Annotated in this window: 26 protein-coding genes and 1 pseudogene; 14 read left to right on the top strand and 13 right to left on the bottom strand. The window is 63.8% G+C overall.

Annotated features, from left to right (window positions below):
• Window positions 1-106 precede the first annotated feature (106 nt).
• The 4 genes and pseudogenes from P9228_RS20820 to P9228_RS20805 all read right to left on the bottom strand — a co-directional run bounded on the left by P9228_RS20820 (window position 107) and on the right by P9228_RS20805 (window position 3388).
• The gene (locus P9228_RS20820) at window positions 107-709 is read right to left on the bottom strand and encodes a transglutaminase-like cysteine peptidase (protein ID WP_278055301.1); all 603 of its coding nucleotides are present in this window, start codon (window positions 707-709) and stop codon (window positions 107-109) included.
• Window positions 710-956: 247 nt separating this feature from the next.
• Window positions 957-1231, bottom strand: a pseudogene (locus tag P9228_RS20815) (AbrB family transcriptional regulator).
• A 79-nt stretch (window positions 1232-1310) separates the two neighbouring features.
• Window positions 1311-2723, bottom strand: a complete 1413-nt coding sequence (tldD, locus tag P9228_RS20810; RefSeq protein ID WP_067327853.1) for a metalloprotease TldD — start codon at window positions 2721-2723, stop codon at window positions 1311-1313.
• A 131-nt stretch (window positions 2724-2854) separates the two neighbouring features.
• Window positions 2855-3388, bottom strand: coding sequence for an invasion associated locus B family protein (locus tag P9228_RS20805; protein WP_066998026.1), 534 nt, complete (start codon window positions 3386-3388; stop codon window positions 2855-2857).
• Between the two features lie 339 nt (window positions 3389-3727).
• Between P9228_RS20805 and coxB the strand changes: the two genes are divergently transcribed.
• The 11 genes from coxB to rnhA all read left to right on the top strand — a co-directional run bounded on the left by coxB (window position 3728) and on the right by rnhA (window position 12797).
• Complete coding sequence (gene coxB, locus P9228_RS20800) at window positions 3728-4600, top strand: cytochrome c oxidase subunit II (protein WP_245299655.1); 873 nt, start codon at window positions 3728-3730, stop codon at window positions 4598-4600.
• A 38-nt stretch (window positions 4601-4638) separates the two neighbouring features.
• On the top strand, window positions 4639-6288 hold the full coding sequence (gene ctaD, locus P9228_RS20795) for a cytochrome c oxidase subunit I (RefSeq protein ID WP_066998019.1): 1650 nt from the start codon (window positions 4639-4641) through the stop codon (window positions 6286-6288).
• Between the two features lie 70 nt (window positions 6289-6358).
• The gene (locus tag P9228_RS20790; protein ID WP_095823801.1) at window positions 6359-7303 is read left to right on the top strand and encodes a heme o synthase; all 945 of its coding nucleotides are present in this window, start codon (window positions 6359-6361) and stop codon (window positions 7301-7303) included.
• Window positions 7300-7482: a hypothetical protein gene (locus P9228_RS20785; RefSeq protein WP_067327855.1), complete on the top strand. Its 183-nt coding sequence runs from the start codon at window positions 7300-7302 to the stop codon at window positions 7480-7482. The genes P9228_RS20790 and P9228_RS20785 overlap by 4 nt, the downstream gene beginning before the upstream one ends.
• A gap of 7 nt (window positions 7483-7489) precedes the next feature.
• Window positions 7490-8116 carry a cytochrome c oxidase assembly protein gene (locus P9228_RS20780; protein ID WP_278055296.1) on the top strand — a complete coding sequence of 209 codons (627 nt, stop codon included), beginning with the start codon at window positions 7490-7492 and terminating at the stop codon, window positions 8114-8116.
• A 1-nt stretch (window position 8117) separates the two neighbouring features.
• Entirely contained in the window at window positions 8118-8999 is an 882-nt protein-coding gene (locus P9228_RS20775; protein ID WP_066998007.1) for a cytochrome c oxidase subunit 3, read from the top strand.
• A gap of 82 nt (window positions 9000-9081) precedes the next feature.
• Entirely contained in the window at window positions 9082-9468 is a 387-nt protein-coding gene (locus tag P9228_RS20770) for a DUF983 domain-containing protein (RefSeq protein ID WP_278055294.1), read from the top strand.
• Window positions 9465-10220 carry an SURF1 family protein gene (locus P9228_RS20765; protein ID WP_278055292.1) on the top strand — a complete coding sequence of 252 codons (756 nt, stop codon included), beginning with the start codon at window positions 9465-9467 and terminating at the stop codon, window positions 10218-10220. The genes P9228_RS20770 and P9228_RS20765 overlap by 4 nt, the downstream gene beginning before the upstream one ends.
• A gap of 73 nt (window positions 10221-10293) precedes the next feature.
• A complete protein-coding gene (ispH, locus tag P9228_RS20760) occupies window positions 10294-11298 on the top strand; it encodes a 4-hydroxy-3-methylbut-2-enyl diphosphate reductase (RefSeq protein WP_067327859.1) in 1005 nt (334 codons plus the stop codon).
• A gap of 6 nt (window positions 11299-11304) precedes the next feature.
• Complete coding sequence (locus tag P9228_RS20755) at window positions 11305-12267, top strand: homoserine kinase (RefSeq protein ID WP_067327860.1); 963 nt, start codon at window positions 11305-11307, stop codon at window positions 12265-12267.
• Window positions 12264-12797: a ribonuclease HI gene (gene rnhA, locus P9228_RS20750; RefSeq protein ID WP_278055290.1), complete on the top strand. Its 534-nt coding sequence runs from the start codon at window positions 12264-12266 to the stop codon at window positions 12795-12797. The genes P9228_RS20755 and rnhA overlap by 4 nt, the downstream gene beginning before the upstream one ends.
• A 13-nt stretch (window positions 12798-12810) precedes the next feature.
• Here the strand turns inward: rnhA and P9228_RS20745 are convergent, their stop codons facing one another.
• The 3 genes from P9228_RS20745 to P9228_RS20735 form a co-directional block, all read right to left on the bottom strand.
• The gene (locus P9228_RS20745; RefSeq protein WP_095781701.1) at window positions 12811-13287 is read right to left on the bottom strand and encodes a DUF2938 domain-containing protein; all 477 of its coding nucleotides are present in this window, start codon (window positions 13285-13287) and stop codon (window positions 12811-12813) included.
• A complete protein-coding gene (locus tag P9228_RS20740) occupies window positions 13287-13769 on the bottom strand; it encodes a peroxiredoxin (RefSeq protein WP_095800347.1) in 483 nt (160 codons plus the stop codon). The genes P9228_RS20745 and P9228_RS20740 overlap by 1 nt, the downstream gene beginning before the upstream one ends.
• A 139-nt stretch (window positions 13770-13908) precedes the next feature.
• Window positions 13909-14715, bottom strand: a complete 807-nt coding sequence (locus tag P9228_RS20735) for a protein-disulfide reductase DsbD domain-containing protein (protein WP_278055288.1) — start codon at window positions 14713-14715, stop codon at window positions 13909-13911.
• Between the two features lie 127 nt (window positions 14716-14842).
• On the opposite strand from P9228_RS20735, the gene P9228_RS20730 reads away from it, so the two are divergent.
• Window positions 14843-15451: a YqgE/AlgH family protein gene (locus tag P9228_RS20730; protein ID WP_066997984.1), complete on the top strand. Its 609-nt coding sequence runs from the start codon at window positions 14843-14845 to the stop codon at window positions 15449-15451.
• Between the two features lie 136 nt (window positions 15452-15587).
• Here the strand turns inward: P9228_RS20730 and P9228_RS20725 are convergent, their stop codons facing one another.
• The 4 genes from P9228_RS20725 to thrC are packed head-to-tail and all read right to left on the bottom strand — an operon-like array spanning window position 15588 to window position 21797.
• Window positions 15588-18476 (bottom strand): EAL domain-containing protein, encoded by a 2889-nt coding sequence (locus P9228_RS20725; RefSeq protein WP_095830423.1) that lies wholly within the window; start codon window positions 18474-18476, stop codon window positions 15588-15590.
• 3 nt (window positions 18477-18479) lie between these two features.
• Window positions 18480-19076 carry a GNAT family protein gene (locus P9228_RS20720; RefSeq protein WP_066997979.1) on the bottom strand — a complete coding sequence of 199 codons (597 nt, stop codon included), beginning with the start codon at window positions 19074-19076 and terminating at the stop codon, window positions 18480-18482.
• Window positions 19077-19092: 16 nt separating this feature from the next.
• Window positions 19093-20385 carry a pitrilysin family protein gene (locus tag P9228_RS20715; protein ID WP_066997977.1) on the bottom strand — a complete coding sequence of 431 codons (1293 nt, stop codon included), beginning with the start codon at window positions 20383-20385 and terminating at the stop codon, window positions 19093-19095.
• A gap of 14 nt (window positions 20386-20399) precedes the next feature.
• The gene (thrC, locus tag P9228_RS20710) at window positions 20400-21797 is read right to left on the bottom strand and encodes a threonine synthase (protein ID WP_278055280.1); all 1398 of its coding nucleotides are present in this window, start codon (window positions 21795-21797) and stop codon (window positions 20400-20402) included.
• Window positions 21798-21925: 128 nt separating this feature from the next.
• Here thrC and P9228_RS20705 point away from each other — a divergent pair, with 128 nt between their 5' ends.
• Window positions 21926-22669 carry a hypothetical protein gene (locus tag P9228_RS20705; protein WP_128372353.1) on the top strand — a complete coding sequence of 248 codons (744 nt, stop codon included), beginning with the start codon at window positions 21926-21928 and terminating at the stop codon, window positions 22667-22669.
• Between the two features lie 30 nt (window positions 22670-22699).
• On the opposite strand, the gene P9228_RS20700 is transcribed toward P9228_RS20705, so the two are convergent.
• Window positions 22700-23389 carry an HAD family phosphatase gene (locus P9228_RS20700; protein ID WP_127323564.1) on the bottom strand — a complete coding sequence of 230 codons (690 nt, stop codon included), beginning with the start codon at window positions 23387-23389 and terminating at the stop codon, window positions 22700-22702.
• A 175-nt stretch (window positions 23390-23564) separates the two neighbouring features.
• Here P9228_RS20700 and P9228_RS20695 point away from each other — a divergent pair, with 175 nt between their 5' ends.
• Window positions 23565-24698: a site-specific DNA-methyltransferase gene (locus P9228_RS20695; RefSeq protein ID WP_095800288.1), complete on the top strand. Its 1134-nt coding sequence runs from the start codon at window positions 23565-23567 to the stop codon at window positions 24696-24698.
• A 45-nt stretch (window positions 24699-24743) separates the two neighbouring features.
• Here the strand turns inward: P9228_RS20695 and P9228_RS20690 are convergent, their stop codons facing one another.
• Window positions 24744-25355, bottom strand: a complete 612-nt coding sequence (locus P9228_RS20690) for an HAD family phosphatase (protein WP_095800287.1) — start codon at window positions 25353-25355, stop codon at window positions 24744-24746.
• Window positions 25356-25360: the final 5 nt, after the last annotated feature.

Raw genomic sequence — 25360 nt, 5'->3', positions numbered from 1 at the left:
CATGAACGTGCAAGGCAGGGGGCGCCGGTCTGTAGGGCGTATCAACCGTCAAAGCGGGATGCCTCGGCTGTCCAGGCCGTCCGGTCTGCGAGCCTGGCGGCATCCGTCAGGTTTTCGGCGTGCCGCCGCGCTGATTGATCGATACCCAAATATTCGGGTTTTGCTGCGACTGGCGCTTCAGGAAATAATAGCCGGTCGCGTTCCAGGGCCGGACTTCGTCGACCAGATTGTCGAGCACGAGATCGCCCTTGTCGGTCTTCACGGTCAGGATGGTGTGGCCTTCGTTGTTCAGGTTGCGCACCACCGTCATCAGCAGCGCCTGGCGGGGAAATCCCGCTTCCATGAGAAGCTTGCGCTTGTAGAGCGCGTAGATCTTGCAGTCGCCCTTGCCGTCCACCGGATAGTCCCAGTGGTCCATCATCGTGCCCCAGTGATCATAGTTGCTGACGGGCTTGATGGCGCGGTTCGCTTTCTGGTTTATGCGCTTGAGGGTTCGCATGTTCTGCGCGGTCAGCTTGACGTTCGCCGGCTGCAGGGCAGGCACTTTGCACTCTTTCGGCCGGCGGTGGCAGAAATCGATCCAGCCATAAGGGACGCTGGTACGTCCTCCCACTGTGGCGGAGCGCAGGTCGACCGGACTCGATGGCCGTTTGAACAATGTCGACTGCGCCGCCGCCGTGTCGACGCAAAGCGACGTCACACCGATCACTGAGCAAAGGCCAAGGAGGAATGAAGAGGTCAGGACGCCAGGGGAACGCAGCACTGCCAACACCACCGCAACGAGAAGACTGCTGATAGTTAAGTCGGAAGCGTCGGCCAAAGCAATTGAACAATTAATAATCTGCTAACACGATTGTGTTCGCGCTCCGGCAGGTAGCTAGGTGTGAGCTTTCCGGCCGGATCGAAGTGAGCGTTCAGGATGGTCGTTCGTCAGGTGTCTGACGACAAGGTTGGTATCAATTGCGAGCATGGCGCCGCCGCGCTTCGGCAAGGACACTCGCGTTCATCTCTTCAAGCGTCTTCGGCTGCCGCGGTGCGGCAGCAGGCCAAACACGCCTTCCGGTCGCGTCGGGGTGAAGGCCGGCGCTGGCTTCAGAAGAACACCGCCTGGTGTGTCTTCGACCTGCAGACGCGTGCCGGCACCCCAGTCTCTCCGTTTTCCGATGGCGCTGGGGAGGATCATTTGTCCCTTGATCGAGACGGTGGTTATGAGTCTTTCGGCACCAGCCATCGCAAGCTTACCCCATGTAAGACACAGGTAAGATACTCAAGCGGCGGAGTGCTATTCAAGCCTGCCGGATTGAGCGCGCTCAAACCCTGGTGCCGCCCACCGTCATCTGGTTCATCCTCAGATGCGGCTGGCCGACCCCGACCGGCACGCCCTGTCCGGCCTTGCCGCACATGCCGATGCCGTTGTCGAGTTTCATGTCGTTGCCGACCATGGTGACGCGGTGCATGGCGTCGGGCCCGTTGCCGATCAGCATTGCGCCCTTGATCGGCTGCGTCACCTTGCCGTCCTCGATCATGTAGGCCTCGGTGCAGCCGAACACGAACTTGCCTGAGGTGATGTCGACCTGGCCGCCGCCGAAGGAGACGGCATAGATGCCGTTCTTGACCGAGGCGATGATCTCTTCCGGCGCGGTATCGCCCGAGGTCATGTAGGTGTTGGTCATGCGCGGCATCGGCTGGTGGGCATAGCCTTCGCGCCGGCCGTTGCCGGTCGCCTTCATGCCCATCAGCCGCGCATTCTGGCGGTCCTGCATGTAGCCGACCAGCTTGCCGTCCTCGATCAGCACATTGCGCGCCGAAGGCGTGCCTTCATCGTCCACGGTAAGCGAGCCGCGCCGCTCGGCGATCGTGCCGTCGTCGACGACGGTGACGCCCTTTGCCGCTACTTGGCTGCCCATCAGGCCGGCGAAGGCGGATGTTTTCTTGCGGTTGAAGTCGCCCTCGAGGCCATGGCCGACAGCCTCGTGCAGCATCACGCCCGGCCAGCCGCTGGAAAGCACGATGTCGAATGTGCCTGCCGGCGCCGGAACGGCCTCGAGATTGACCAGCGCCTGTCGCAGCGCCTCGCGCGCGGCGTGCTTCCAACTCTCCTCGGTGAGGAACTCGCCAAAGCTCTTGCGGCCGCCCATTCCGTAGGAGCCGCTCTCCTGGCGGTCGCCATCGCCGACCACCACCGAGACGTTCATCCTGACCAGCGGGCGGATATCGCGCACCACCTGGCCGTCGCCGCGCACGATCTCGACATGCTGCCAGGAGGCGGCGAGCGAGGCCGTCACCTGGCGCACGCGCGGATCGGCAGCGCGCAGCCAGGCGTCGATCTCCTGCAACAGCTTCGCCTTGGCCTCGAAACTGGGCGAGGGGATGGGATTCTCGTCGCCGTAAAGGTGGCGATTGGTGCGCGCGGGCGCTGCGGCAAGCGTTCCGGAATAGCCGCCCTTGACCGCGGAGACGGCATCGGCGGCGCGCAGCAGCGAGGCTTCCGACAGGTCGCTCGAATGGGCATAGCCGCTCGCCTCGCCGGCGACGGCGCGCAGCCCGAAACCCTGGTCGGTGTTGAAATTCGCCGTCTTCAGCCGGCCGTTGTCGAACATCAGCGCTTCGTTCTCGCTGTATTCGAGGAACAACTCGCCGTCGTCGGCGCCCTTGATGGTATCGGCGACGATCTCTTTGACGCGGTCGTCGGAAATGTCGAATTGGCCGATCAGGCTGTTCATGGCAGGGCTGTCCGCTGGCGGTTTCGCATTCCCCCGATGTAGGGGCGAAGTGAGGTCAAGACAATCGCCGGCCTTCACACGCGATCGTCATCGCCCCGAGCCGACTGGCGGCCGCGTTGCCGCCGCTGGACTTAGGGCAGAGCCGAGAAGCCTTCGGCGAATCCCTTCAGATCGACCGGAATGCCGATGCCTTCCTCCGGCGTCTGGAACACGATGAAGGTGGCCGACGTGCCGTTCTTCAGCGTGTCGAGCAGTGGCTTCTCGAGGATCACTTCCGCGTAGCAGCCGTCCTGGAAGCAGCGCACGAAATAGGCGCGGCCGATGTCCTTGCCGTCGACATTGAGGCCGAGCCCGTTGGGCAGGAGCACGCCGAGCGGTGCCAGCACCCGCAGGATCTCCGCCTTGTTGTCGGCGGTGCGCAGCACCACGACGGAAAGCCCCATCTCCGGACGGTCCTCGGCGACGACGTTCTGCATCATCACGCATTGCTCGGAGGTTGCGCCGGCCGGCGTGTCGCAGATGATCGACCACGCGCCATGCGTCGACTTGACCGTGCCGCTGGGCGGCGCCGCGGTCTGCGGTGGCGCGGCGTTCGCCACGCTGGCGCTAAGCGAGGCGGCAAGGAAGATAACCTTCGCCAGGGGTCTCGAAAGCCAGGAAGTCATAACGGCTCCATTGCGAATCACGGCACTTTAAGCTGCGCCAAGGCCAAGTAAAGGACGAGACCGTCGCCAGCCCGCCCAGATACCGGCAATTACGCGCTTTTCCAGAGCAAATTCGCCCGAATTGCGACCACCCGGCGCGGGGGCGGCGATGGTCGGGGATGCCCTTCGGGCTGCGCGCAAAAATGCCGCACGGTTTCGCCCGCTCCTTCCTTGCGGAGGGAAATAGAGTATGGTTTGAACCACCTTAGGGACAGACCGGGATTCCCCATCCCGGCGTCGTTCGTTATTGGTGCGATCCGATTGCAGGAAGTGGGAGACGAGAGGGCGATGAGAAAATTCATGGCAAGCGCCAGACTTCTGGCAGGTGCTGCGGCCGCGGGCACGCTCCTCTCCAGCGCATCCGCCTATGCGGATCAGCCGCGGCCATGGGAAACCGCCTTCCAGGCGCCTGCGACCGACATGATGCGGCAGATCGAATGGTTCGGAAACTACACCTTCGTATTCATCGTGGTCATCACCCTGCTGGTGCTGGTCCTGCTCGCCTATGTCATCCTGCGGTTCCGCGCGAGCGCCAACCCGGTTCCTTCCCGGACCAGCCACAACACGCTGATCGAGGTGATCTGGACCGTCGGCCCGGTCATCGTGCTGCTGCTCATCGCCATCCCCTCGTTCCAACTGCTCACCGCGCAGTATACCCCGCCGGAAGAAGCCAAGCTGACCGTCAAGGCGACCGGCAACCAATGGAATTGGGACTACGAATACCAGGTCGACAAGAGCTTCTCCTTCAACTCGGCGATCCTTCAGGACGGTGACCGCGCCAAGGCCGGCAAGGAAGACCGCAACCTCTATCCGCGCCTGCTCGCCGTCGACAATGAGCTGGTGGTGCCGGTCAACACCATGACTCGCGTGCTGATCACCGCCACCGACGTCATCCACTCCTTCGCCGTGCCGTCCTTTGGCATCAAGATGGATGCCGTGCCCGGCCGCACCAACGAGACCTGGTTCAAGGCGGAGAAGGAAGGCCTCTATTACGGCCAGTGCTCGCAGCTCTGCGGCAAGGATCACGCCTTTATGCCGATCGCGGTTCGCGTCGTCTCCGACGCGCAGTTCAAGACCTGGCTGGAGACGGCCAAGACCGACGTGCCCGCCGCCAACAAGGCGCTGATGGCCGAGATCGATGGTACCAACAAGGTAGCGGCCGCCGGCAACTGACGCCGCGGGTTAGCAAGAATTAGGGAACGGAGCGGAATATGGCAGAGGCTGCAGCTCACGACCACCACGACCACAGGCCGCATGGCTGGGTCCGCTGGGTCTACTCGACCAACCACAAGGACATCGGCACGCTCTACCTGATCTTCGCGATCATGGCCGGGATTATCGGCGGCGCGCTTTCGGTCGCCATCCGCATGGAGCTGCAGGAGCCCGGCATCCAGATCTTCAGCGGTCTGGCGCAGATGGTCTACGGCATGCAGGGTGATGCCGCCATCGACGGCGGCAAGAGCATGTACAATGCCTTCGGCGCCGCGCACGGCCTGATCATGATCTTCTTCATGGTGATGCCGGCGCTCATCGGCGGCTTCGCCAACTGGATGGTGCCGATCATGATCGGCGCGCCGGACATGGCCTTCCCGCGCATGAACAACATCTCCTTCTGGCTGCTGCCGCCGGCCTTCCTCCTGCTGCTCGGCTCGATGTTCGTACCGAGCGCGCCCGGCGCCTTCGGCGTCGGCGGCGGCTGGACGATCTATCCGCCGCTCTCGACATCCGGCCAGCCAGGCCCCGCGATGGACCTTGCGATTCTGTCGCTCCACATCGCTGGCGCCTCGTCGATTCTCGGTGCGATCAATTTCATCACCACCATCTTCAACATGCGCGCGCCTGGCATGACCATGCACAAGATGCCGCTGTTCGCCTGGGCGGTGCTGATCACGGCCTTCCTGCTGCTCTTGTCGCTGCCGGTTCTGGCGGGCGCCATCACCATGCTGCTCACCGATCGCAACTTCGGCACCGCCTTCTTCGTGCCGGACCAGGGCGGCGACCCGCTGCTCTTCCAGCACCTGTTCTGGTTCTTTGGCCATCCCGAGGTGTACATCCTGATCCTGCCGGGCTTCGGCATCGTTAGCCACATCGTCTCGACCTTCTCGAAGAAGCCGGTCTTCGGCTATCTCGGCATGGCCTACGCCATGGTCGCGATCGGCGCCGTCGGCTTCATCGTCTGGGCGCACCACATGTACACGACCGGCCTGTCGCTCGACACGCAGCGCTATTTCGTGTTCGCCACCATGGTCATCGCGGTTCCGACGGGCGTGAAGATCTTCTCCTGGATCGCCACGATGTGGGGCGGCTCGATCTCCTTCAAGCCGCCGATGCTGTGGGCGCTGGGCTTCATCTTCCTGTTCACGATCGGTGGCGTCACCGGCGTTCAGCTGGCAAATGCCGGCCTCGACCGCTCGCTGCACGACACCTATTTCGTGATCGCCCATTTCCACTACGTGCTGTCGCTGGGCGCCGTGTTCGCCATCTTCGCCGGCTGGTACTACTGGTTCCCGAAGATGACCGGCTACATGTACTCGCCGGTGATCGCCAACACCCACTTCTGGGTCACCTTCGTCGGCGTCAACCTGATCTTCTTCCCGCAGCACTTCCTCGGCCTTGCCGGAATGCCGCGCCGCACTGTCGACTATCCGGATGCGTTTGCCGGCTGGAACATGATCTCGTCCTACGGCTCCTACATCGCCGCCGTCGGCGTTGCGATCTTCCTCTATGGCGTGTTCGAGGCCTTCCAGAAGAAGCGCGTCGCGGGCGCCAATCCGTGGGGCGAGGGTGCCACCACGCTCGAATGGCAGCTGCCGTCGCCGCCGCCGTTCCACCAGTGGGAACAGCTGCCGAAGATCAAGTAAGGCCGCAGATACAGGACCGCCTGCTCGCCCGGCGGTCTTGGCCAACGGAATTGATGGACTTTAAGTACGCATGGCCCTTGCCGACCACAAATTGATGGAGGAAGTTGGCTTTCGCATGTCGGAAGCCACCGCGGGCGATTTCTTCGCCCTCCTCAAGCCGCGCGTGATGTCGCTGGTCGTCTTCACGGCCTTTGTCGGCATGGTCGCCGCGCCGGTCGCCATCAATCCGCTGCTGGCGGTGATCGCGATCCTGGCGATTGCCATCGGCGCCGGCGCCTCGGGCGCGCTCAACATGTGGTACGACGCCGATATCGACGCGGTGATGACCAGGACAGCGAGCCGTCCGGTGCCGGCCGGGCGCGTCACGCCGGGTGAGGCGCTGAGCTTCGGGCTCGTGCTCTCCGCGCTGTCGGTGATGACGCTGGGCGTGCTCATCAACTGGCTGTCGGCGGCGCTTCTTGCCTTCACCATCTTCTTCTACGCCGTGATCTATACGATGTGGCTGAAGCGCTGGACGCCGCAGAACATCGTCATCGGCGGCGCCGCCGGCGCCATCCCGCCGGTGATCGGCTGGGCGGCGGTGACCGGATCGGTCAGCCTCGAAAGCCTGATTCTTTTCCTGATCATTTTCCTGTGGACGCCGCCGCATTTCTGGGCGTTGGCGCTGTTCAAGTCGGACGACTACGCCCGCGCCGGCATCCCGATGATGCCGAACGTCGCCGGACACGCCTCGACCCGCCGCCAGATCTTTGCCTACGCGCTAGTCCTGGCGCCGGTCGGCGTGTTGCCATGGCTGCTCGGCTACACCACCGCCGCCTATGGCGCGGTTTCCGTCCTGCTCGGCCTGGGCTTCGTCTGGTATGCCTGGAAGGTGCTGGGCATGAGCGATGCCGACCGCGCGATGAAGCCGGCCAAGGCGCTGTTCGGCTATTCGCTGCTCTATCTCTTCGCAATCTTTGCCGCCTATCTCGTCGACAGCGTGGTCGGGCGTGCCCTCGTCATGGGGGGAGCATGACCGTGGCCGACAAGAACCTCGAACTGGTCACCTTGACCGAACGCCAGCGGAAGGCGCGGCGCAGCCGCTCCGTTGCCATCGGCGTCGCGCTGGCCGCGCTCGTCATCATCTTCTACATCGCCACCATCGTGCGCTTCGGCCACCATGCCTCCGGCCTGATACCGACGAATTTGATGTGAGGCGGCGATGAGCGGCGAGACCGGACCCATCGGGAAGAACAGCAACCGTATCGTCGTGGCGGTCTGCCTTGCCTTCTTCACCGGCATGGTCGGCATGGCCTATGCGGCGGTCCCGCTCTACAAGATGTTCTGCCAGGTGACCGGCTATGGCGGCACGACGCAGCGCGCCGAGAAGCAATATGCCGGTCGCGTGCTCGACCGCGATATCACCATCCGCTTTGACGCCAACACCAACGGCATTCCGTGGCAGTTCGAGCCCGTCGCGCGCTCGGTGACGATCAAGATCGGCGAGACCACGCAGGCGCATTACACCGCCACCAACAAGTTCGATCGCCCCATCACCGGCCGCGCCTCCTTCAACGTGCAGCCGGAAATGGCCGGCGCCTATTTCAACAAGGTGGAGTGCTTCTGCTTCACCGACACGACGCTGAAGCCCGGCGAGACGCTGGACATGCCGGTCGTGTTCTATGTCGATCCAGACATCGTCAACGTGCCGGAACTGAAGGACTTGAAGACCATCACCCTGTCCTACACCATGTTCCCGGTCGAAAAGAAACAGCCAGTCGCGTCGTCCGCGCCGGCCGCTGGCAGCAGCAACAAAGTTCCAGATTCCGAAGCAAGCCTCGGGGGTTGATATGGCAGACGCGCACGCAAAACCGAACCACGACTACCATCTCGTCAATCCCAGCCCTTGGCCTTTCCTGGGCTCGATCGGCGCGCTGGTCACGGCCGTCGGCGGCGTTTGCCTGATGCAGTATCTGAAGGCCGGCAGCTTCCCAATATTCGGCCACAACATAGCCAATCCGTGGCTGTTTTTCATCGGCCTGATCATCGTGCTCTACACGATGTTCGCCTGGTGGTCGGACACCATCAAGGAAGCGCATGAGGGCCACCACACGCGCGTCGTGTCGCTGCACCTGCGCTACGGCATGATCATGTTCATCGCCTCCGAGGTGATGTTCTTCGTCGCCTGGTTCTGGGCCTTCTTCGACGCCAGCCTATTCCCGGGCGAGGCCGCGCAATATGCCCGCACCACCTTCACCGGCGGCGTTTGGCCGCCAAAAGGTCTGGAGGTTCTCGATCCCTTCCACCTGCCGCTCTACAACACCATCATCCTGCTTCTGTCGGGCACGACGGTGACCTGGGCGCACCACTCGCTGCTGCACGGCGACCGCAAGGGCCTGATCAACGGCCTCATCCTGACCGTCGGCCTCGGCATGCTGTTCACCATGGTGCAGGCCTACGAGTACATGCACGCTCCGTTCGGCTTCAAGGACTCGATCTACGGCGCCACCTTCTTCATGGCGACCGGCTTCCACGGCTTCCACGTCATCATCGGCACCATCTTCCTGCTCGTCTGCCTGATCCGGGCGATGCGGGGCGATTTCACCCCGAAGCAGCATTTCGGCTTCGAGGCGGCCGCCTGGTACTGGCATTTCGTCGACGTGGTCTGGCTGTTCCTGTTCACCGCGATCTATGTCTGGGCCTCGAGCGGCGCGGTAATCGAAGCCCACTGAGACCCTTTGGATTGAGTTCACGAGGCGGCTGCGGCGACGTGGCCGCCTTATCTTTTTGACCGAACGGGTCTACGGTGCGGACATGAGCGAAGACAAGGCAATCTGGCCACCCGTCGACCCGATCTCGGCCGGGCTGCGCGGCCATTGCCCGCGCTGCGGCGAGGGCAAGCTGTTTTCCGGCTTCCTCACCGTCGGCAGGGGCTGCTACAGTTGCGGCCTCGACTATTCCTTTGCCGATGCCGGCGACGGTCCGGCGGTCTTCGTCATCCTCATCATCGGCTTCATCGTCGTCGGCCTGGCGCTGTGGATGGAAGTGTCGCTGAGCCCGCCGCTCTGGCTGCATTTCATTTTGTGGATACCGCTGGCGCTGGTGCTGAGCCTGGCGGCGCTGCGCCTGGTCAAGGGCGTGCTGATCACCCTGCAATATTCCAAGAAGGCCGCGGAAGGCAGGCTGGACAGCGGCCAATGAGCGATGCGACCTCCTCGACTGCCGGCGCTTCGCGGCCGCGCTCGGCGCTGCTGCTTGGGATCGGCCTTGTCCTGTTCGCCATTCTCCTCGGCCTCGGCACGTGGCAGGTCCAGCGCTTGCACTGGAAGGAAGGGCTGATCGATACCATCGACAAGCGCACCCATGCGGCACCTTTGCCACTGACCGATGTCGAGAAAGAATTCGCCGCCACACACGATGTCGACTACACGCCGGTGACTGTAACCGGCACTTTCCTGCACCAGGGCGAGCGCCATTTCTTCGCCACTTGGGAAGGCGACACGGGCTTCAATGTCTACACGCCCCTGCGGCTCGACGACGGCCGCTTCGTACTCGTCAACCGCGGCTTCGTGCCTTACGATCTCAAGGATCCGGCCAAGCGGAAGCAGGGCGAGGTCGCCGGCACGGTGACGGTGACCGGGCTTGCCCGCAATCCGCTGCCCGAAAAACCCTCGATGATGCTGCCCGACAACGACGTCGCCAAGAACATCTTCTACTGGAAGGACCGCGACGTCATGACCTCGAGCGCCGGTCTGCCAGCGGGAGCCGTGCTGGTGCCCTTCTTCATCGATGCCGACAAGACTCCTAACCCCGGCGGTCTGCCGGTCGGCGGCGTCACCATCATCGATCTGCCGAACAACCACCTGCAATATGCCGTCACCTGGTATGGCCTTGCCGCCGCCCTTGCCGCGGTGCTGATCCTCAGGCTTCGCCGCCCGGCGAAGGAGGAGTGAGCGCCGCTCTTGACAGGGCAGGGGTGCACGCCTCATTTCGCCTTCAGCTTTCCGACTGAACCGGCCCGTTTTGATGATTGAAAAAAAGCCACCGCTGACGATCAGGCTTTGCCAGCCGCGCGGCTTCTGCGCCGGCGTCGACCGCGCCATTCAGATCGTCGTGCTGGCGCTGAAGAAATACGGCGCGCCGGTCTATGTCCGCCATGAGATCGTGCACAACCGCTACGTCGTCGAGGGGCTGCAGAGCCTGGGCGCGGTGTTCATCGAGGAATTGTCCGAGATCCCACCCGAGCATCGTCAGTCGCCGGTCGTCTTTTCCGCGCATGGGGTGCCAAAATCGGTGCCGGCCGACGCCGAGGCGCGCAACCTGTTCTACCTCGATGCCACCTGTCCGCTGGTGTCGAAGGTGCACAAGCAGGCGATGCGGCACCAGCGGCTCGGCCGCCATGTGCTCCTGATCGGCCATGCCGGCCATCCGGAAGTGATCGGCACGATGGGCCAGTTGCCGGAAGGAGCCGTGACCCTTATCGAGACCGAGGCGGATGCGGCAAGCTTCGTGCCGGCAGACCCGGCGGCGCTTGGCTTTGTCACCCAGACGACGCTGTCGGTCGAGGACACCGCCGGCATCATCCGGGCGCTGCAAGAGCGTTTCCCCGAGCTTCACGCCCCGGCCGCCGAATCCATCTGCTACGCCACCACCAACCGCCAGGAGGCGGTGAAGGAGACGGCCGCCGGTGCCGACCTTTTCCTCGTCGTCGGCGCGCCGAACTCGTCCAACTCGCGGCGTCTTGTCGAAGTGGCGGAGCGCGCGGGCGCCGCGATGTCGCTTCTCGTGCAGCGGGCCTCCGAAATTCCGTGGGATGAGATCGGCAGGATTTCGACGCTCGGCCTGTCGGCCGGCGCCTCGGCGCCGGAAATCATCGTCGACGAGATCATCGACGCGTTCCGGCAACGCTTCGACGTCACCATCGATCTGGCCATCACGGCCACGGAAACGGAGGATTTTCCGGTGATGCGGGTGTTGCGCGATGTCGAACTGACGGCGGCTGACATGGCCTTCGTCAACGGAGCCGCGTAAACCCAGATGGCCGTCTACACCGACGTCAACGAAAACGAGCTCAGCGCGTTTCTGAAAGCCTATCCGGTGGGCGAGCTCCTGTCCTACAAGGGCATCGCCGAAGGGACCGAGAACTCGAATTTTCTCGTCCATGCTTCCACCGGTTCCTACATATTGACGCTCTACGAGAAGCGCGTCGACAAGGCCGATCTGCCCTTTTTCCTCGGCCTGATGGGCCATCTCGCGCGAAAAGGCATTTCCTGCCCGCTTCCGGTCACCGCGCATGACGGAACCGTCATCGGCACTCTCGCCGGGCGCCCGGCGGTCATCATCACCTTCCTCGAGGGCCTGTCGCTGAGGCGCCCGACGGCAGCGCATTGCGGCGAGGTCGGCAAGGCGTTGGCCGCGCTCCATCTCGCCGGGCGGGATTTCCCGATGAAGCGGCCGAACGCGCTTGCCATCGACGGCTGGCGCAAGCTCTGGGCGGCGTCGCGCGACCGCGCCGACGAGGTCGAGCTGGGGCTCGCGGCCGAAGTCGACGCGGACTTCCTCGATTTTGGGCGCAACTGGCCGACCCGCCTGCCACAAGGCATCATCCACGCGGATCTCTTCCCGGACAATGTCTTCTTCCTTGGCGAGAAGCTGTCGGGGCTGATCGATTTCTATTTCGCCTGCGACGACCTCTATGCCTATGATGTCGCCACGTGCCTCAACGCCTGGTGCTTCGAGAAGGACTTTTCCTTCAACCTCACCAAAGGGGCCGCGCTGCTTGCCGGCTACCAGTCGGTGAGGCCGCTTGAGGGCGAGGAAAAAGCGGCGCTGCCGATGCTGGCGCGCGGCTCGGCGCTACGCTTCATGCTGACCAGGCTCTATGATTGGCTGACCATTCCCAACGGCGGGCTGGTGATGAAGCGCGATCCGACCGAATATATCCGCCGCATGCGCTTCCACCGGGCGATTAAGTCTCCATCCGAATACGGACTGACATGAACAAGCAAATCGAGATCTTCACCGACGGCGCCTGCTCGGGCAATCCCGGGCCGGGCGGCTGGGGCGCGGTGCTGCGCTATAACGGCATCACCAAGGAGCTGTCGGGCGGCGAGGCCGAGACCACCAACAACCGCATGGAACTGCTTGCCGCCATCAGCGCGCTCGATGCGCTGAAGGAACCCTGCACGGTCGATCTCTATACGGACAGCAAATACGTCATGGACGGCATTTCCAAATGGATCCATGGCTGGAAGAAGAACGGCTGGAAGACCGGCGAGAGGAAGCCGGTCAAGAACGGTGAGCTCTGGCAGGCGCTCGACGAAGCCAACAGGCGCCACAAGGTTATCTGGCATTGGGTGAAGGGCCATGCCGGCCACCCGGAGAACGAGCGCGCCGACGAACTGGCAAGGCAAGGCATGGCGCCGTTCAAGCCGAAGCAGGCGCGGCCGGCACCGGTTGCGGCTGCGCCGCAGCCGGAAGGCGCTCCGGCCAGGAAGCTCGCGCCCCGACGCTCGACCCAGAGCTATTGACGCGCCTGACCCTCTACCGGATCGCCAGCGCCGTGGAGAACAGGCCGAGGGCGAAGACCGTGTGCGAGACGAGGTTGAGCGCGCGCACCAGCATCGGGTTGGGCGTCCTCGACGCTGCCCAGCCGGCGCCCATGCCGGGCGCCAGCAGGAACCAGCCGGCGCCGACGGTGACGATGCCGAGGATGAAGGCCGGCAGGAAGGTCGGCGCCGCCAGCCAGCCCGTTCCCGCCAGCACGACCAGGATCACGCCGTAGAGAATTCCGACGAGATAGTGGAACGCCCAGCCCAGCGCCTTTTCATGCGTATAGGGCGCGGCCTGACTGATATCGTCATGGAAGACCTTCTCGGGCAGATGCCGGACCCAGCGGCCGACCATGCCCCAATTCGGCCGCGGCAGCCCGAACGCCTTGTTGAGGATAATCGCCCAGACGTCCATGAAGACCGTGGCGCCGATGCCGATCGCGATGGCGCGCCAGACAATGTCGAGCATCAGAGCTGCTCGAGGATTTTGGCCGCCCCGCTCTCGTCGACACCCGGCTTGGCTTCGACATTGAGAGCCACGACCTTGCTGTCATCGACGATCATCGAAAAGCGCTTCGAGCGCAGCCCCATGCCGTTCGCGGAAAGGTCATTGTCAAGTCCGACCGACTTGGCGAAGTCTCCGCTGCCGTCGGCGAGATAGAGGATCTTGCCTTCGCCACCGGTGAAACGTGCCCAGGCGCCCATGACATGGACGTCGTTGACCGAGACGACCGCGATAGTGTCGACGCCGCGCGCCACGATGGCGTCGTGGTTCTCGAGATAGCCCGGCAGATGGTTGTTGCTGCAGGTTGGCGTGAAGGCGCCGGGAACGCCGAACAGCACCACCTTCTTGCCGGCGAAAATCTCGGCGCTGGTCATCGGCTTGGCGCCATCGGCGGTCATCACCTTGAAAATCGCTTCGGGCAGTTTTTCGCCAACCGAAATGGTCATGGTTTCCTCGTTTGGGAGATTGGGAAGGATCTGTGCCTGCGATATCGAACCGGGCCGCATTCCGCAACCGTTCAGAGCAATGCCAGGAAAAGTGCCCAGCGGTTTTCCATCCGCAATTGCGGCTCCACGACGAATTGGCTCAAGGGAAAGGCAGCAATCCGTCCACCGCACCTTCGGCGCTTGTCAGCGTGTAGTAGAGCCCGCCGTCCGTGGGCGTCGCCGACGGCCGGTCGAGGATCGGCACGGTGAAAACAAGCTTGCCGTCCTTCTCGCTGCGCACCGGCGCGCCGAACATATAGTCGCGCTCCCCCGCGATGAAAAAGTCGACGGACTCGGCATCGCCGGGCGGATGCGCCTCGACGATGAGCGTCTCGTGATCGCCGGGCAGCACGCGGATGCCGAAATCAGATCGCGCCGGGCCGGGGAGCGTTGCAAGCGCAGTCTTCACCAGCGCCGCGTCGGTGGCGTTGTCCGGATCGGAAGCAGGATCGAGGCTGAGCCGCGTCTGCACCGGAATGCAGATCGTCTCGCATATGCCGAGAAAGACGTTGGCATCGATCGTCGCCGGCTGGTCGGGCGCCGACAGCGTGAAGGTCACCGGCAGCGATACGGGACGGTCATAGCCGGCCCATTTGCCGTAGCCGTCATCGTGGCGCTGCGGCGGCGGAAACGACAGCTTTGCATCGGCGATGTTGGTGCTGGCCGAGATGTCGATCTGCGGCGGCACACCGGCGTCGCCGGGATCGCGCCAATAGGTTTTCCAGCCTGGCTTCAGCGCGATGTCGAGCACGCCGTGGATCTTGCCCGCCTCGTCCGGCTTGCCGCTGGTCACCAGCCGCACCTTGCCGCCTTCGCTGTCGTACCAGGCCGAGGATGATGCCTCGGCCGGCTGCCCCGCTGCCAGGCCGACGACGGCGCCGAGAGCCACAATATTCAGGTATCGCATGACGGTGATTTGATCGCCCGTTCTTGGCCGCGCAATGATTTCATGTTCCTGCAGGTATCATATTTGCGTGACATCGGGCAGCCTGACCATCTTTTCGGCGCCGCGGAAACGGGTTACCCTCAGCTCCATGGACTTGTTGCGCCACAAAAAGAAGACGGCCGGACGCGGCTTTCTCGACGATCAGTTCCTGATTGCCATGCCCGGCATGAAGGACGACCGCTTCACGCGCTCCGTCATCTATATCTGCGCCCACAGCGACGAGGGCGCTATGGGCCTGATCATCAATCAAACGCAGCAGATGCTGTTCCCCGACCTTCTGGTGCAGCTTGGCATCGTGAACGAGCAGGAAGCAATCCGCTTGCCGGCGCATGCCCGCGATTTCGTCGTGCGCAATGGCGGGCCTGTCGACCGCAGCCGCGGCTTTGTGCTGCATTCCGGCGACTATCGCGTGGAATCTTCGCTCAACGTCTCCGACGACATCTGCCTGACCGCCACGGTCGACATCCTGCGCGCCATCTCGACGGGTCGCGGCCCGCGTCATGCGCTGATGGCGCTCGGCTATTCCGGCTGGGGCGCCGGCCAGCTCGAAAGCGAGATCGCCGAGAATGGCTGGCTGACCTGCCCGGCGACGCCTGAGCTGCTCTTCGACGCCGACATCGAGCGCAAATACGATCGCATCCTTGCCTCGATCGGCATCGATCTCGCCCATTTGAGCGCCGCTGCGGGGCACGCTTAAACGCCTTTGCTGCGGGATCAGTCGAACCCCGCCTTGGCTTCGTCATCACCTCCGAGGAATGGCGGCGCTCTGAGCGTTTAGGGTGATAACGAAGTTGGAAGGTCGCCGCAGTTCGTAAGCGCCGAAGCAACGCTCTCTAAGCCTGAGTGAGCGGGTACTGCTCCCTCAGCGTCTTCAGCACCAGTTCGCCGGGCATCGGCGCGCCGAACATGAAGCTCTGGACATACTCGCAGCCCATCTGGCGCAGCTCCAGCGCGTCGCTCTCGTCGGAGATGCCTTCGGCGACGACCGACAGGCCAAGCTCATGGGCCATGTTGACCATGGACTTGAGCAGCACCGCACGTTTCGGCGTTGCGTCGTCGACGAAGCTCTTGTCGATCTTGATCGTGTCGAAGGGGAAGCGCGTCAGGTAGGAGAGCGATGAATAGCCGGTGCCGAAATCGTCGAGCGACAGTCCGATGCCGAGCTGCTTGAGCTTGGTCAGCACATGCGCGGTCTGCTCGGGATTGTCCATCACCAGCGATTCGGTGAGTTCGAGCCGGAAGCAGCGCGGCTTCAAGTTGGCCCGCGCAATGACGGAGCGCACGTCGCTGACCAGGTCGCGGCGGATGAGCTGCCGGCTGGAGAGGTTGACCGAAACCGACAGCGGCGCGTCGCCGATCTGCTTCTGCCAGGCCGCCAGATCCTCAGCCGCCTGCTGCATGGCGAACAGACCGAGCTGCACGATCAGGCCGCAATTCTCAGCCACAGGGATGAAGTCTCCCGGCGGGATCATGCCGCGCCGCGGATGATCCCATCTGAGCAGCGCCTCGAAGCCGGCGACGCTGCCATCCTCCAGCCGCACGATCGGCTGGTAGGCAAGCGTGAATTCGCGCCGCTCGATGGCGCGGCGAAGATCGGATTCGAACTGCAGCCTGTCGGTGCCGACGGTGCGGAAGGCCGGCCGGAACGGCTCGATCCTGTCGCCGCCGAAACGCTTGGCCTGATGCATAGCAAGCTCGGCGTCCTTGACCATGTCCTCCGACGAGGTTTGCGCCGTCGTCCAGGTGATCAGGCCGATCGAGGCGGTGAGCACGATCTCGCGCTTGGCAAAGGTGATCGGATTGTTGATCGCATGCTTGATGGCATCGGCCATGGCGGCGATGCGGGCCGGATCCTGTTCCGACAGCAGCATCAGCGCGAACTGGTCGCCGGCAAAGCGCGACAGCGAATCCTTGGGCTTCAAGAGCCGGTGCAGCCGGCGCGCGATGGTCAGCAGGATGGTGTCGCCGGCCGAAATGCCGAGCCCGTCATTGACCTGCTTGAAACGGTCGATGTCGATGACGAAGACGGTCGGGCGCACCTTGTCCTCGGTGCGGGCGATCGAGATGATCGCCTCCAGCCGGTTCATGAACAGCTCGCGGTTAGGCAGGCCGGTCAGGTTGTCGTGCACGGCGTCGTGCAGCAGCCTTTCCTCGGATTTCTTCTGCTCGGTCACGTCGACCATGGTGCCGACACAGCGGATCACCTCGCCATCCGACCCGATTACGGGGCGGGCGCGCAGCGCGAACCAATGATAATGCCCGTCGGCGCCGCGCAGGCGGAAATTCTGGGCCACGCGGCCGCGGCGGTGCTCCAGCACCACGTCCAGCGTTGTGCGGAAGGTGTCGCGGTCGTCGGCATGCAGCACCGGCAGCCAGTTGCGGGCGGCGCCCGAAAGGCTGTTAGGGGCAAGGCCGAGCTGCAGGCTGATGTCGGGCTTGGTCACCACGCGGTCGCGCAGCACGTCCCAGTCCCAAACGATGTCGCCCGAGCCGGCGACTGCAAGCGCCTGGCGCTCGAGGTCGGAAAACAGGCCCTGGTGCAGCGCGCCGCCGGCAAAAGCGTGCTGCATAACGGTGAAGCCGATCAACAGGATGATCAGGATCAGACCGCCGCCGAGCGCCGGCTGGGCGATGTCGTTGTCCAGCATGCCGGTGATCGCCATCCACGAACCGCATAGCCAGAGCAGCACCATCACCCAGCTCGGCACCAGCATGATCGCGCGGTCATAGCCGCGAATTCCGAGGAAGATGATGAGGCCGAGGCCGGTGAGCGCGGTGGCGGCAAACGAGATGCGGGCGATGCCGGCGGCGACCGCCGGATCGACGATGGCCACGCCGGCAATCAGCAGCAGCCCGAGGATCCAGACCAGCGCGCCGTAGCTGAAATGGCCGTGCCATCGGTTGAGGTTGAGATAGGCGAACAGGAACACCACGAAGGTACCCGCCAGCGCCACCTCGGTACCGGCCCGCCACATCTGCTCGTTGCCGGGCGAGATTTCGATGACCTTGTTGAGGAAGCCGAAATCGACGCAGATATAGGCGAGCACCGCCCAGGCAAGCGCGGCGGTGGCCGGGAACATCGAGGTTCCCTTGACGACGAACAGGATGGTCAGGAACAGCGCCAAGAGGCCGGCGATGCCGATGACGATGCCGCGGAACAGCGTGTAGGAATTGACCGAGTCCTTGTAGGATTCCGGGTCCCACAGATAGACCTGCGGCAGCTTGGGCGAGGCGAGCTCGGCGATGAAGGTGACGACCGTTCCGGGGTTGAGCGTCACTCGGAACACATCGGCGTCGGGGCTGGTCTGGCGGTCGAGCGCGAAGCCTTCGCTGGGCGTGATCGCCGCGATGCGCGTCGAGCCGAGATCGGGCCAGAAAATACCGGAATTCACCAGGCGGAAATGCGGCGCGACGATCAGCCTATCGAGCTGCTGGTCGGTGGTGTTGGCGAGCGCGAACACCGCCCAGTCGCCGGTCGAGCGCGCGTCATTGGCCTCAACCTCGATGCGCCGCACGATGCCGTCGGGGCCGGGCGCGGTCGAGACCTGGAAATTCTCGCCCTGGTTCCGGTAGATCTCGACTGCGCCCGAAAGGTCGAGCGCCTTGTCGTCGCGGGCAATCTTGATCGGCTCGACGGCCAATGCCGGCGCAACCGCTGAAAGCGTGACGAAGAGCGCCAGGATCAGGGCGAACAGCGACGCGATTCGCGAAAAAGTCGTCACATATCAGCCCTTCGTTCCATCACCCGGCGGATCGTCCGCGATCCGGGCGTAGAGGTAGTGATCCTGCCAGATGCCGTTGATCCGGAGATAGGATCTGAGAAGTCCTTCGCGCCGGAATCCGGCTTTTTCAAGCACGCGGATCGACCGTGCGTTGTCGGGAATACAGGCAGCCTCGATCCGGTGCAACCGCAGCGTATCGAAGGCAAAACGCGACACCACCTTGACCGCGTCGGTCATCAGTCCACGGCCGCCGAAGCGCTCGCCGATCCAGTAGCCGATGTGGCCGCTTTGCGCGACACCGTGGCGGATGTTGCCGAGCGTGATGCCGCCGGCGAGCTTGCCGCTCGACTTCTCGAAGATGAAGAAGGCAATGGCCGTGCCTTGCGCATAGTCCTCGCGGTAGCGGCCGATGCGCAGCCGCCAGGCGGTGCGGTCGAGCTCGTCAGGCTGCCAGCGCGGCTCCCATGGCTCCAGGAAGGCGCGGCTTTCGCCGCGCAGCGTCGACCATTCGCGGTAGTCGTTGGTCAAAGGCACGCGCAACGTGACCTTTTCGCCCTTCAGTGCCGGCAGGTCGCGGCGAAAGAAAGGAAGCGCAAACACGACTTTGGAACGAAGGTTAGACGGCGAGCCTGCGAGCCGTCGTCTGCGGGCCCGCAAGCGATTCGAGGATCGCCTCGTAGGGCGCCAGCGTGCCCACGGGGCCGACCGCCGTCAGCGTCGGCTTGGTCGAGAACAGCCGCGAGGAGAGATCGGTCAGCCGCTCGACCGTCAGCGCCGCCAGCCGCTCCATCAACTCCTCCTTGGCGATCGGCCGCCCGAACAGCAGCAACTGCCTGGCGATCTGCGAGGCGCGGCTTGCCGGGCTTTCGGCCGACATGATGAGGCCGGCGCGATATTGCGCGCGTGCGCGGTCGAGCTCATCCTGCTGGATGCTTTCCCCGGCCTTCTGCAATTCGTCGATGATGACCGGCACCAGCTTGGCGATATCACTCTGTCCGGTCGCCGCATGCACACCGAAAATGCCGGTGTCGGAAAAGCCCCAGTGGAAGGCATAGACCGAATAGCACAGGCCGCGCTTCTCGCGCACTTCCTGGAACAGCCTCGACGACATGCCGCCGCCGAGGATCATCGACAGCACCTGCGAGGCGTAGAAGTCGCGCACATGGTAGGCGCGGCCCTCGAAGCCGAGCACGATCTGCGCATCCATCAGGTCGCGGTCCTCGCGGAAGTCGCCGCCGACATACTGCGCATATTGCGGGATGTTGCTGGTGGCCTTGGCGCGGAAGCCGCCAAGCTGTCTTTCCACCTCGCGCACGAAATTGTCGTGCTTGATGTCGCCGGCGGCCACGATCACCATGCGCTCGGCGCCATATTGCCGTTCGATGAAATCGTGCAGCTGCCTGGAGGTGAAGGATTTGACCGTCTCCGGCGTGCCGAGGATCGAGCGGCCGATGGTCTGGTGGCGGAAGGCGGTTTCGGTGAAACGGTCGAAGACGATGTCGTCGGGTGTGTCGTGCGCGGCGCCGATCTCCTGCAGGATCACATGCTGCTCGCGCTCCAGTTCCTCCGGATCGAACTCCGATTCCTGCAGGATGTCGGCCAGGATGTCGACCGCGAGCGGCACGTCGGCGGAAAGCACCCTGGCGTAGTAGGAGGTCGTCTCGACGCTGGTGGCCGCGTTGATCTCGCCGCCGACATTCTCGATTTCCGAGGCGATCTCGAAGGCGCTGCGCCGTTTCGTTCCCTTGAAAGCCATGTGTTCGAGCAGATGGGCCATGCCGTGCTCTTCGTCGCGTTCATTGCGTGCGCCCGACTTGACCCAGGCGCCAAGGGCAACGGATTCGAGGCTTGGAAGGGTTTCGGTGGCGACCGTCAGGCCGTTCGACAGACGGCTTACCTCAACACCCATATGGCAACTACTCCCTAACGGGCCGCCCGCGTGTGGCGGCTCACGTATTCTTCCACCATTTTCAGCTCGGATGGAAGTATGGTGTACTTTTCGTCGGCTGTCATCAAGCCGGCGAGCCAAGCGGGCAGCGCTGGCGTAACGCCGCTGGCGGCCTCGACCGCCGCCGGGAATTTGGCCGGATGCGCGGTGCCGAGAACCACCATGGGCACTGCGCCCGACATATGGCCGGCCGCTACGTGCATAGCGGCGGCCGTGTGCGGATCGAGCAGATAGCTGCTCGCTTCAAGCGTCTGGCGAATGGTTGCCGCGACCTCGTCGACGCTGGCGCGGCCGGCGTCGAACTCCGCACGGATCCTCGCCATTTCGCCCGCTTCGACGGTAAAGGCGCCGGACTGCTTCAGCCCGTTCATGTAGCGCCTGACCGTCGCCGCATCCCGGCCCGCCGCCTCGAACAGCAGGCGCTCGAAGTTCGAGGACACCTGGATGTCCATCGACGGCGAGGTGGTGGCGAACACGCCCTTGGTGCGGTATTCGCCGCTTGCAAGCGTGCGCGCCAATATGTCGTTGTCGTTGGTGGCGATGATCAGCCGCTCGACCGGCAGCCCCATTCGCTTGGCGGCATAACCGGCGAAAATATCGCCGAAATTGCCGGTCGGCACGGTGAATGACACCGGCCGGTCGGGCGCGCCCAGCGACAGCGCCGAGGAGAAGTAATAGACGATCTGGGCCATGATGCGGGCCCAGTTGATCGAATTGACGCCCGACAGCGACACCCTGTCGCGGAAGCCGTGGTCGTTGAACATGTCCTTCACCAGGCCCTGGCAATCGTCGAAATTGCCTTCGATCGACAGCGCGTGCACGTTCGCCGCGCTCGACGTCGTCATCTGCCGCTGCTGCACCGGCGAGACCTTGCCGTTCGGGAAAAGGATGAAGATATCGGTGCGGTCGCGGCCGGCGAAGGCGTCTATTGCCGCGCCCCCGGTGTCGCCGGAGGTGGCGCCGACGATGGTCGCGCGGTTGCCCCGTTCGGCCAGCACATGGTCCATCAGCCGCGCGAGCAGCTGCATCGCCACGTCCTTGAAGGCCAGCGTCGGGCCGTGGAAGAGCTCGAGGATGAAGGTGTTTTTGCCCGTCTGCACCAGCGGGCAGACCGCATCGTGCCGGAAAGTCGCGTAGGCTTCACGCACCAGCCGTTCGAAGACGGGTGCGGCGATCTCGCCGCCGAGGAAGGGTGTCAAGACGCGGATGGCAAGGTCGGGATAGGCGAGGCCGCGCATGGCGCGAATATCGGCGGACGAGAACTGCGGCCATTCGCGCGGCAGGTAAAGCCCGCCGTCGCGCGCCAGTCCGGCCAGCACCGCGTCCGAAAATCCAAGCACGGGCGCATCCCCGCGGGTACTCACATATTGCATCGTCAAGAACCCATTGCTGCCGGCCGCGTCAACCACGGCAAATTGGTTAATTTTCCGAGCCGGCTCAGTCGCATTTTCGCCGCGGCGTTGATATACGTCACCGGCTTTGTGAGAGGGAAGTGCAGTTCATGAGGTTTTATTCGGTCAACCGCCGTGTTGTCGCGGGTCTGGCGCTCACCGGCTTTATGCTTGCCGCCGCAGGCTGCCAATCGAGCGACAATGGCATTTTGAACTTCGGCTTCAGCAAGAAGGACCCGACCGCGCCGCCACCGCCGCAGGACCCCAAGGTGCTTGCCAGCCAGTTGCGCGCCTACTGTCCGAAAGTGACGCTGCGCGACGGCACCGCCTTCTTCAATACCTATGCCAAGGGCACCGCTGCCAAGACGAAGAAAAAGAAAGTCGATGCTGGGGCGGACGCTGAAGCCCAGGCAGCCGCAGCCGCACAGACCGGACCCAACGGTCAACCCGTCGACCCCAATCGCGATCCCGCCAAGATCATTTATCAGGCCTCGATCACCGACGTGACACGCGACTGCACTCACGAAAACGGCCAGCTGACGATGAAGATCGCGGTGGCCGGTAAGGTCGTGCCGGGGCCGCTGTTCACGCCCGGTACCGTGACGATGCCGATCCGCATCGCGGTCCAACATGGGCCTGACGTGCTCTATTCGCAGCTTCATCAGTATCAGGTGCAGGTCACCGATCCGTCTGCCGCGACGCAGTTCGTCTTCACCGACACCAATGTCGTGGTGCCGGAGCCGACCGCCCGCGACTACCAAGCCTATGCCGGCTATGACGAGAACGCGCCGGCAGCGACGGACAAGTCCAAGGCCAAGAGGAAGAAGCGCGTCGCCGCGGCGGCGACAAACTGATCTGGTTCGCCGCCAATCGCGCTTCCGCGGTTAAGCGTCCTCCGACCACTCCGACAATGCCGCAATCGTGCTGCCGAGTTCCGCCAAACGGCGGATGACGGTTTCGGCGCCCGCTTCGGTCAGCGAGTCGGCATGGCCGGGATAGCTGTGCCCCGCGCCGGTGAAGCCGATGACGCGCATGCCCGCCGTCCTGGCGCCGGTGACGCCGTGCACCGAATCCTCGATGACGAAAGTGTTCTTCGGGTTGGCGCCGAGCTGTTCGGCGGCATAGAGGAACACGTCCGGTGCCGGCTTGGTCTTCTTGCCGGGGATGTCGAGCCCCGAAAAGATGCGGCCGGCGAAGAAGGGCAGCAGGCGCACCTTTTCAAGCATGAACTCGATCCGCTCGGTGCGTGAATTGGAGCAGACGGCGCGCGGCGCGGTGACCGCCGCCACCGCCTCGCGTGCGCCGTCAATGATGCGCACGTCGCTGCGCAGCTTGCGATCGACGAGTTCCTCGGCGCGGTCGATCAGCGAGGCCTGAAAAGGAAGGTGAGATTTCTCCTCGACCCGCATCAGGATGTCCTTGAAGGTCAGTCCGGCATAGGTCTCGGCAAGCTCCTCCGGCGAAATCTCGTATCCGGCGGATGTCAGAAGCTCGGCCTCGACGCGCGCGGCGATGATTTCGGAATCGACGAGCACGCCGTCGCAATCAAAGATGACAAGGTCTGGCTGGGGCATGGCAATCCGAAGCTGGGAGGAAAATGGCCTGACTGGCCCAAGCGGCGCGGCATACACCAATGGGCCGATGTTCGCAAATCAGTGGCGCAGGCTCTCGCCCGACCTTCACCGAATGTTTACGCTGATCGGTAACCATAACGGCCAGTAAATCGTAACGCGTGCTTTGGGTGTTTTGATGTCTGCCGTGCGTCTTCTCGACGAGCTTTCCCACGCTCCCCAGCAGTCCGAATGGCTGGACACGATCCTCAAAGGCGACTGCGTCGCCGCCCTCGACAGGCTGCCCGAAAAGTCGATCGACGTTATCTTCGCCGATCCGCCTTACAACCTGCAACTCGACGGCGACCTGCATCGGCCCGACCAGTCCAAGGTGGACGCCGTCGACGACGACTGGGACCGGTTCGAGAGTTTTGAGGCCTATGACGCCTTCACCCGCGCCTGGCTGCTTGCCGCGCGACGCGTGCTGAAGCCCAATGGCACGATCTGGGTGATTGGCTCCTACCACAACATCTTCCGCGTCGGTGCCAGGATGCAGGATCTCGGCTTCTGGATCCTGAACGACGTCGTCTGGCGCAAGACCAACCCGATGCCGAATTTCCGCGGCCGCCGCTTCCAGAACGCCCATGAGACGATGATCTGGGCCTCGCGCGACCAGAAGTCCAAGGGCTACACCTTCAACTACGAAGCGCTGAAGGCCTCGAATGACGATTTGCAGATGCGCTCGGACTGGCTGTTCCCGATCTGCACCGGCGCCGAGCGCCTGAAAGACGAGAACGGCAACAAGCTGCATCCCACGCAGAAGCCGGAAGCGCTGCTGGCCCGCATCATGATGGCCTCGACCAAGCCGGGCGATGTCGTGCTCGATCCCTTCTTCGGCTCGGGCACCACGGGTGCGGTCGCCAAGCGCCTCGGCCGTCACTTCGTCGGCATCGAGCGCGAGCAATCCTACATCGATGCCGCCAATGAGCGCATCGCCGCCGTGCGCCCGCTGGATGAGGCCGACCTCACCGTGCTGTCCGGCAAGCGCGCCGAGCCGCGCGTCGCCTTCATAAGCCTGATCGACACCGGCCTGGTGGCGCCGGGCGCCACACTTTACGACGCCAAGAAGCGCTGGGCGGCCAAGGTGCGCGCCGACGGCACGCTGGCCATCGGCGACAGCGCCGGCTCGATCCACAAGATCGGCGCCGAGGTGCAGGGTTTGGACGCCTGCAACGGCTGGACCTTCTGGCACTATGAGCGCAGCGGCGGCCTCACCCCGATCGACGAATTGCGCCGCATCGCCCGCCTCGGAATGGAGCGGGCAGGCGGCTGATCCGCTTGAATCGAAAGCTCAACCGATTGCCGCAAGTGATTCAGTTCAGGCCGCAATCCCGAGCCGTTCAAGATCCGCTTGAAGCGCCTTGGCATCGGTGAACAGCACCGCCTGCCAGCCGGCGGCCTTGGCGCCGTCGACATTCTTCTGGCTGTCGTCGATGAAGAGTGTGGCGGCCGGCTCCAGGTCGAAGGATGCGACGTGACGGTCGTAGATGGCCTGGTCCGGCTTGATCAGGCCGATCTCGCCCGAGACCGTGACGCCGCGCGGCCGATTGAGAAAGTCGAAGCGCCGGCGGGCTTCGGCGAACGTGTCGGCGGCGAAATTGGTCAGCATGGTCACATCGCGGCCCCTGTCGATAAGGCCGACCATGATGGCGACGCTGTCGTCATAGGCATGCGGCACCATCTCGTGCCAGCAGCGGCGGAAGTTGCGGATGTTCTCGGCGTGATCGGGGTGTTCGGCGATCAGCAGCGCCTCGGCGTCTTGCCAGGTGCGGCCGCGATCCTGCTCGATGTTCCAAGCGCTGGTGCAGACATTGTCGAAGAACCATTTCCGCTCCTCGGCATCCGGGATCAGCCGGCTGAACGGAAGGTCCGGATCGTAGTGGATCAGCACCTTGCCGATATCGAACACGATGTGGCGGATGTCAGTCATTGCGG

Source organism: Mesorhizobium sp. WSM4898 (genome assembly GCF_029625845.1).
Classification (GTDB): domain Bacteria; phylum Pseudomonadota; class Alphaproteobacteria; order Rhizobiales; family Rhizobiaceae; genus Mesorhizobium.
Note: the sequence above shows the minus strand (reverse complement) of the source record. Positions and strands in the feature narration are given on the sequence as shown.

Bases quoted from the DNA above. Each gene is read 5' to 3' on its own strand.
- P9228_RS20745 (WP_095781701.1), bottom strand. From the start codon at position 13,287: ATGCTCGACATTGTCTGGCGCGCCATCGCGATCGGCATCGGCGCCACG.
- P9228_RS20770 (WP_278055294.1), top strand. From the start codon at position 9,082: ATGAGCGAAGACAAGGCAATCTGGCCACCCGTCGACCCGATCTCGGCC.
- P9228_RS20695 (WP_095800288.1), top strand. From the start codon at position 23,565: ATGTCTGCCGTGCGTCTTCTCGACGAGCTTTCCCACGCTCCCCAGCAG.
- thrC (WP_278055280.1), bottom strand. From the start codon at position 21,797: ATGCAATATGTGAGTACCCGCGGGGATGCGCCCGTGCTTGGATTTTCG.
- rnhA (WP_278055290.1), top strand. From the start codon at position 12,264: ATGAACAAGCAAATCGAGATCTTCACCGACGGCGCCTGCTCGGGCAAT.
- P9228_RS20765 (WP_278055292.1), top strand. From the start codon at position 9,465: ATGAGCGATGCGACCTCCTCGACTGCCGGCGCTTCGCGGCCGCGCTCG.
- P9228_RS20740 (WP_095800347.1), bottom strand. From the start codon at position 13,769: ATGACCATTTCGGTTGGCGAAAAACTGCCCGAAGCGATTTTCAAGGTG.
- ctaD (WP_066998019.1), top strand. From the start codon at position 4,639: ATGGCAGAGGCTGCAGCTCACGACCACCACGACCACAGGCCGCATGGC.
- P9228_RS20705 (WP_128372353.1), top strand. From the start codon at position 21,926: ATGAGGTTTTATTCGGTCAACCGCCGTGTTGTCGCGGGTCTGGCGCTC.
- P9228_RS20775 (WP_066998007.1), top strand. From the start codon at position 8,118: ATGGCAGACGCGCACGCAAAACCGAACCACGACTACCATCTCGTCAAT.
- coxB (WP_245299655.1), top strand. From the start codon at position 3,728: ATGGCAAGCGCCAGACTTCTGGCAGGTGCTGCGGCCGCGGGCACGCTC.
- P9228_RS20780 (WP_278055296.1), top strand. From the start codon at position 7,490: ATGAGCGGCGAGACCGGACCCATCGGGAAGAACAGCAACCGTATCGTC.
- P9228_RS20785 (WP_067327855.1), top strand. From the start codon at position 7,300: ATGACCGTGGCCGACAAGAACCTCGAACTGGTCACCTTGACCGAACGC.
- P9228_RS20700 (WP_127323564.1), bottom strand. From the start codon at position 23,389: ATGCCCCAGCCAGACCTTGTCATCTTTGATTGCGACGGCGTGCTCGTC.
- P9228_RS20715 (WP_066997977.1), bottom strand. From the start codon at position 20,385: ATGGGTGTTGAGGTAAGCCGTCTGTCGAACGGCCTGACGGTCGCCACC.
- P9228_RS20755 (WP_067327860.1), top strand. From the start codon at position 11,305: ATGGCCGTCTACACCGACGTCAACGAAAACGAGCTCAGCGCGTTTCTG.
- P9228_RS20690 (WP_095800287.1), bottom strand. From the start codon at position 25,355: ATGACTGACATCCGCCACATCGTGTTCGATATCGGCAAGGTGCTGATC.
- P9228_RS20805 (WP_066998026.1), bottom strand. From the start codon at position 3,388: ATGACTTCCTGGCTTTCGAGACCCCTGGCGAAGGTTATCTTCCTTGCC.
- P9228_RS20735 (WP_278055288.1), bottom strand. From the start codon at position 14,715: ATGCGATACCTGAATATTGTGGCTCTCGGCGCCGTCGTCGGCCTGGCA.
- ispH (WP_067327859.1), top strand. From the start codon at position 10,294: ATGATTGAAAAAAAGCCACCGCTGACGATCAGGCTTTGCCAGCCGCGC.
- tldD (WP_067327853.1), bottom strand. From the start codon at position 2,723: ATGAACAGCCTGATCGGCCAATTCGACATTTCCGACGACCGCGTCAAA.
- P9228_RS20790 (WP_095823801.1), top strand. From the start codon at position 6,359: ATGGCCCTTGCCGACCACAAATTGATGGAGGAAGTTGGCTTTCGCATG.
- P9228_RS20730 (WP_066997984.1), top strand. From the start codon at position 14,843: ATGGACTTGTTGCGCCACAAAAAGAAGACGGCCGGACGCGGCTTTCTC.